At 63.0% G+C, this 4,976-nt stretch carries 5 protein-coding genes and 1 pseudogene; 5 read left to right on the top strand and 1 reads right to left on the bottom strand.

Annotation, left to right across the window (positions count from 1 at the left end):
* Positions 1-562: 562 nt before the first annotated feature.
* On the bottom strand, positions 563-967 hold the full coding sequence (locus JOZ76_RS20510) for an aminotransferase class III-fold pyridoxal phosphate-dependent enzyme (protein ID WP_291701253.1): 405 nt from the start codon (positions 965-967) through the stop codon (positions 563-565).
* Between the two features lie 23 nt (positions 968-990).
* Here JOZ76_RS20510 and JOZ76_RS20505 point away from each other — a divergent pair.
* The 5 genes and pseudogenes from JOZ76_RS20505 to JOZ76_RS20485 form a co-directional block, all read left to right on the top strand.
* A pseudogene (locus tag JOZ76_RS20505) lies at positions 991-1,311 on the top strand (ABC transporter substrate-binding protein); the annotation flags it as partial.
* Between the two features lie 15 nt (positions 1,312-1,326).
* Positions 1,327-1,572 carry a hypothetical protein gene (locus JOZ76_RS20500; RefSeq protein ID WP_291701249.1) on the top strand — a complete coding sequence of 82 codons (246 nt, stop codon included), beginning with the start codon at positions 1,327-1,329 and terminating at the stop codon, positions 1,570-1,572.
* 217 nt (positions 1,573-1,789) lie between these two features.
* Positions 1,790-4,378, top strand: a complete 2,589-nt coding sequence (locus tag JOZ76_RS20495) for an ATP-binding protein (RefSeq protein WP_291701247.1) — start codon at positions 1,790-1,792, stop codon at positions 4,376-4,378.
* Positions 4,375-4,779: an isocitrate/isopropylmalate family dehydrogenase gene (locus JOZ76_RS20490; protein ID WP_291701246.1), complete on the top strand. Its 405-nt coding sequence runs from the start codon at positions 4,375-4,377 to the stop codon at positions 4,777-4,779. Before JOZ76_RS20495 ends, JOZ76_RS20490 begins: the two co-directional genes overlap by 4 nt.
* Before the next feature lie 28 nt (positions 4,780-4,807).
* Positions 4,808-4,976 (top strand): thiamine pyrophosphate-binding protein (locus JOZ76_RS20485; RefSeq protein WP_291701255.1); only part of this gene is annotated, 169 nt, incomplete at its 3' end.

Raw genomic sequence — 4,976 nt, 5'->3', positions numbered from 1 at the left:
TAGATGTCCTGAAGACCGTGGATCAGCAGGTCTTCCATCGACTTTATGTCCTTGGTGAAAAGTCCCATTTGAAGTCCTCCTAGAAAATGGCACTAGGGGAACTCCGGGAGAGGGAACTCGTTCCTGGCCTTGGGCCAACGAAGGAGGCGAAGAGATCGCGAAGGAAACCGAGGCTATCCGAACCGGATCGCTGAGAAATAACCTACCTGGTGTTCTCCGACTACATGCGGCCGGCGCTACGGATTGCGGCGCTGATGAATTGCCGGTCATCATTGTCCACAGCCACGATTCCATCGGCATCGGCAAGAATGGGCCGACCGACCAGCCCGTCGAATTTCTGGGCTTGCTGCGCTCGAAGTGACGGTCGCGCATGCGACCATCAATCGGCTTCAGGTGACAACTTGGCCGGGCACAACATCGGAATCGCCGTCACGGGATGATCCAAGCTGCGCTACTCAAGACCGGCCAGAGCCCGGCGAATGCTCGCGAATACATCCTCGATCTGCGCCCTCGGTGATAATGAGCGGCGGCGATAGCACTAGCGTGTCGCCGCTGGCGCGGATCAGAATTCCATCCTCGAAGCAGCGCTGAGCGCATTCGCTCGCTCGCGCGCCGGGGGATCCCTCGCCCGGCGCAAGATCAATCGCGGCGAGCAGGCCCATGTTCCGGATGTCGACCACATGTGCGCGCTCTTCAGGTCATGAGCGGCATTTTCCCAGAACGGAGCAATGCGCGCCGCCCGTCCGAACAGGTCCTGTTCTTGATAGACGTCGAGCCCAGCCAGCGCCGCCGCGCAGGCGAGGTGATGCGCAGAATAGGTATAGCGGTGCAATAGTTCGATGGCGCTTTCGGGCCCTCCCATGAGTGCATCATAGACCTTGTCGCTGACGATCACCCCGCCCATCGGGACCGCGCCATTGGTCAGGCCTTTGGCGCAGGTGGGACCGAACTCCGGAAACGCGGGCATGGGCTGAGCGTTTCTATGCCAGAGCCAAGATGATGCCGACAGGCTTCCACGCGGCGTCTACTCCTCCGTTTCACATTACCCCAAAGGCCGTGAAGGCCGCCGGAACCGCCGAGGCAGGCACGGTGATGAAGCAAATGGAGAAAGAACGGGTCCATGACTTGTTTGCAGGCGATGGCTACATTCGAGCTGATCGCAAGATGATCCACGACATGTACCCGCTCCAGGTGAAAAAGCCGGGCGACGCGAAAGGTGAGTGGGACCTCTACAACCTGCTGCAGACGCTTCCTGGCGCGACGGTAAGCCGCCCGCTCGCCGAGAGCTCCTGTCCGCTGATGAAAAAGTAGCTGGGGGTGAGGTCCATGCCCCGCAGCCTGAGCATGATGCGCGAGGATGTTGTTGCGGTCGGGCATCTGATCCGTCCGCTCGGAATGCATCCGAACATTCTGCCCCTCGACGGCGGGTGGCCGATGCGGCCGACGAAGCTGAACTCGGCGAGATCTACGAGACGGAACGGCGCCTGCTCTATGTCGCCTGCACGCGGGCTGCTGCTGACCGGCAAAATGCCAACATCCGAATATCTCGCAGATTTCGCCCCAACCTGCTGACAACCCAGGGCAGCCGACTCTCGCCGCGGCCGTCCGCGCAGCCGCCAACGGGATGACATTTCACGGCAAAACGTGCTACGCAGACACCCTGAAGTATCTCGCGAGGCGTTGGCCTTAAGATGCCGAGTTCAGCCAAGCGTCGGGCGATTCCCTAACGCTCACGCGAGGATCAATTCACGACAAGCCGGCTCGACCACCTCCTGAAAATTCTGGCGCCATGTTGGATCAGACCAAAGCGACAGTCGATGATCGGCGCGGTCCGCGGCAGGAGGGCATCATTGGCGCCCTGACCAGGGCAGAACCCGGGTCCGGGATGGATCGACGCTGGACTCCCCGCATCATCGTCCTGAGCGGCCTCGTGCTAGCGATCTTGTGCGATGCCTTCGTGGCGCACATGCTCACCGTGAATTATTGGGAGACCTATCGGACGACGGAGGCCGCCAATGGCGATCTCGCCCGCGCCCTCGAAGAATACATGTTGCGCAACATCCAGGGCGTTGATGTTCTGCTGAGCACAACCATTGATGAGCTCGCGCAGAATCCATCCCTGCTGACCCCCGGCAATCCAGCCCTGATCAATGAATTGAAGCACAGGGTGGCGCCGTACCCTGTCGCAAACGCGATCGTCGTTCTCGATACCGAGGGAAATCTGCTGGGCGACAGCCTGGGCAACGGAGGGCCCGGCCGGGAGAGAAACTTCGCCGACCGGGCTTATTACAAGGTCCAGCGCGATGACCCCGGCCGCGGGCTCTTCATCGACGTGCCGGTGGCCTCCCGCGTTCGCAACAGTCTCGTCATCGCAGTGAGCCGCGCATTTCTGACGCCCGACGGACGTTTTGGCGGCGTCGTCTTCGTGCCGATCGACTACGACAATCTGCGGCAGTTCTTTCTATCACTGAACGTGGGGCAGCGCGGCACAGTGACACTGTACCGCGACGACGGCACGATTTTGCTGCGAACGCCGCACGCGGACGAGCTTGCCGGTCGCAACGTCAAATCGAACCGGTTGTTCACGCGCTATCTCCCGCAAGCGCCGAGCGGAAGCTTTGAAGGCAGCGGAATGACGGACGGAACGTCGCGGAGCATCAGCTATCGGCGGGTCGCCGGCTTGCCGCTGGTGGTAAGCGTGGCACGCGACCCTGTGGAGTATCTGGCCGGCTGGAAGAACAATGCGCTGTACTACAGCCTGGTCGCCGCCGGGCTCAATCTGCTGATCGCCGGATTCGGTCTCGTTCTGGCGCGGCAATGGCGGCTGCGCGCGACATCGGAACAGGCGCTGCGGGACAATCTCGAGCAGCATCAGCTGGTCACCGAAAACATACCCGCTTTGATCGTCCATGTCGGTGCCGATGGCCGCATCCGCTACGCCAACCGTGTCGCACGCGAATGGTATGCCGAGCCGTCCGCCGACGCCATCCGCAGCCGCAAGATCGACGATTTCATCGACCCCTTGCGGGTCGGCGAGGCGCGGCTGAAGATCGAGGCGGCGCTGGCCGGACGAACCACCGGCGGCGAGGAGAAGGCGGCGTTTCCCGACGGCCTTGAACGCTGGTGCGAGACCATCCGGGTGCCCGATTGCGGCCAGGACGGCACGGTGCGCGGCTATTTCGTGCTGTCGGTCGACATCACCGAGCGCAAGCGCATCGAGGACGAACTGCGCCAGGCACAAAAGATGGAAGCCATCGGGCAGCTGGCCGGAGGGATCGCGCACGACTCCAACAACATGCTTGCGGCGACGCTCGGCAATCTGGATCTGCTGCTCGATGCATTGCCGCCCGCCGAGGTCTCCAGCCGCGGCCTGGCCGAACGGGCGATTGAGGCGGCGGAGCGGGTCGCCGATCTCAACCGCCGCCTGCTCGCTTTCGCCCGCAAGCAGACGCTGCGGCCGCAGATCACCGACGTGAACCAGCTGGTCAGCGGGATGACGACCATCCTGCAGCGGACGCTCGGCGAAACCGTCGAGATCGAAGTTGCGCAGGACCCGATGCTTTGGCACTGCCTGATCGATCCGACGCAATTGCAGAACGCGCTGCTCAACCTCGCCATCAACGCGCGGGATGCGATGGCAGGCAGCGGGCGGTTGACGATTGCGACCGCGAATGCCGTGCTCGACCAGCCACTCGATGACGGCGACGAGCGCATCGCGCCCGGTGAATACGTGACGATCGCGGTGTCGGACATGGGCGCCGGCATGCCGCCCGAAATCGCGCGCCGCGCGTTCGAACCGTTCTTCACCACCAAGGAGTTCGGCAAGGGCTCAGGGCTCGGCCTCAGCATGGTCTATGGCTTTGCCAGGCAATCGGGAGGTACGGTGGTGATATCGAGCCGAGTGGCGCAAGGGACCCGCGTCACGCTGTATCTGCCGAGCGCGGGACCAGCGGCAACCGACCGGCCGCGCGGCGGTGCGGCGCGAGCGTTGCGGCGAGACACCGGCGAACGGATTCTCGTGGTGGAGGACAATCCGCTGGTGGGCGCCATCGCATCCACCATGCTGTCCTCGATGGGTTACAGCCCGATTGTCGTCATCAATGCGTCCTCGGCGATCGCCGAATTGGAGCGGCCGGATCCGATCGCGCTGCTGCTGACCGATATTGTCCTGCCCGGCGGCGTGACCGGCGTCGACCTGGCGCGTCAGGCGCGCCGCAGATGGCCCGACCTGCCCATTCTCTTCATGTCCGGCTTCGCAGATCCGTCGCTGGTGCCCGACGAATTCCGCGCCAACACGAAGCTTCTCATGAAGCCGTTCCGCGTCGGGCAATTGTCCGAAGCGATCGTGTTCGCTCTGGCCGGCACGAAAGTGGGTTGAGTTCGGGGCAACAGTGCTTCACCATTTTGGCGCATCGAGAATGCTCGAGACGCTACGGTGTTGCCTGCGCAGACGCCCACCATTCGCGAAAATCTCATCTCGACCTCGTCGGCGGCCTCGGCATGGCGCCGGGCGCCAATATCGGCGAGAAGGCCGCGGTGTTCGAGGAAGTGCATGGGTCGGCTCCTGATATCGCCGGCAAAGGCGTCGCCAATCCGCTGGCGCTGCTGCTGGCGGCGGGGCTGATGCTGAGGCATATCGACAGGGATGATCTTGCAAAGCGGCTGCACAGGCCGATCGAGCAGACCTTGCCGGTCGACAATTTGCGGACCGTCGATCTCGGTGGCAAGCTCTCGACCGCGGATTTCGCGGGCGCGGTCATCAAACCGCTCGCGGCGTGATTGCGCGCACAAGGCACGGAGTGGAAACATGGTGAAGGGCTCTGACCTGATGGTCGCGGCATTGGAGAACGAAGGCGTCGACCGGATCTTTGGCGTGCCGGGCGAGGAAAATCTCGACGTCGTCGAGTCGCTCCGCAAGTCGAAGATCGAGCTGGTGCTGACCCGCCACGAACAGGCGGCGGCGTTCATGGCGGCGA

The organism is Bradyrhizobium sp. (assembly GCF_019244115.1).
Lineage (GTDB): Bacteria > Pseudomonadota > Alphaproteobacteria > Rhizobiales > Xanthobacteraceae > Bradyrhizobium.
Note: the sequence above shows the minus strand (reverse complement) of the source record. Positions and strands in the feature narration are given on the sequence as shown.

Excerpts from the sequence above, each read along its gene's own strand:
- JOZ76_RS20500 (WP_291701249.1), top strand. The coding sequence starts at position 1,327 with ATGCCCCGCAGCCTGAGCATGATGCGCGAGGATGTTGTTGCGGTCGGG.
- JOZ76_RS20510 (WP_291701253.1), bottom strand. The coding sequence starts at position 967 with ATGCCCGCGTTTCCGGAGTTCGGTCCCACCTGCGCCAAAGGCCTGACC.
- JOZ76_RS20495 (WP_291701247.1), top strand. The coding sequence starts at position 1,790 with ATGTTGGATCAGACCAAAGCGACAGTCGATGATCGGCGCGGTCCGCGG.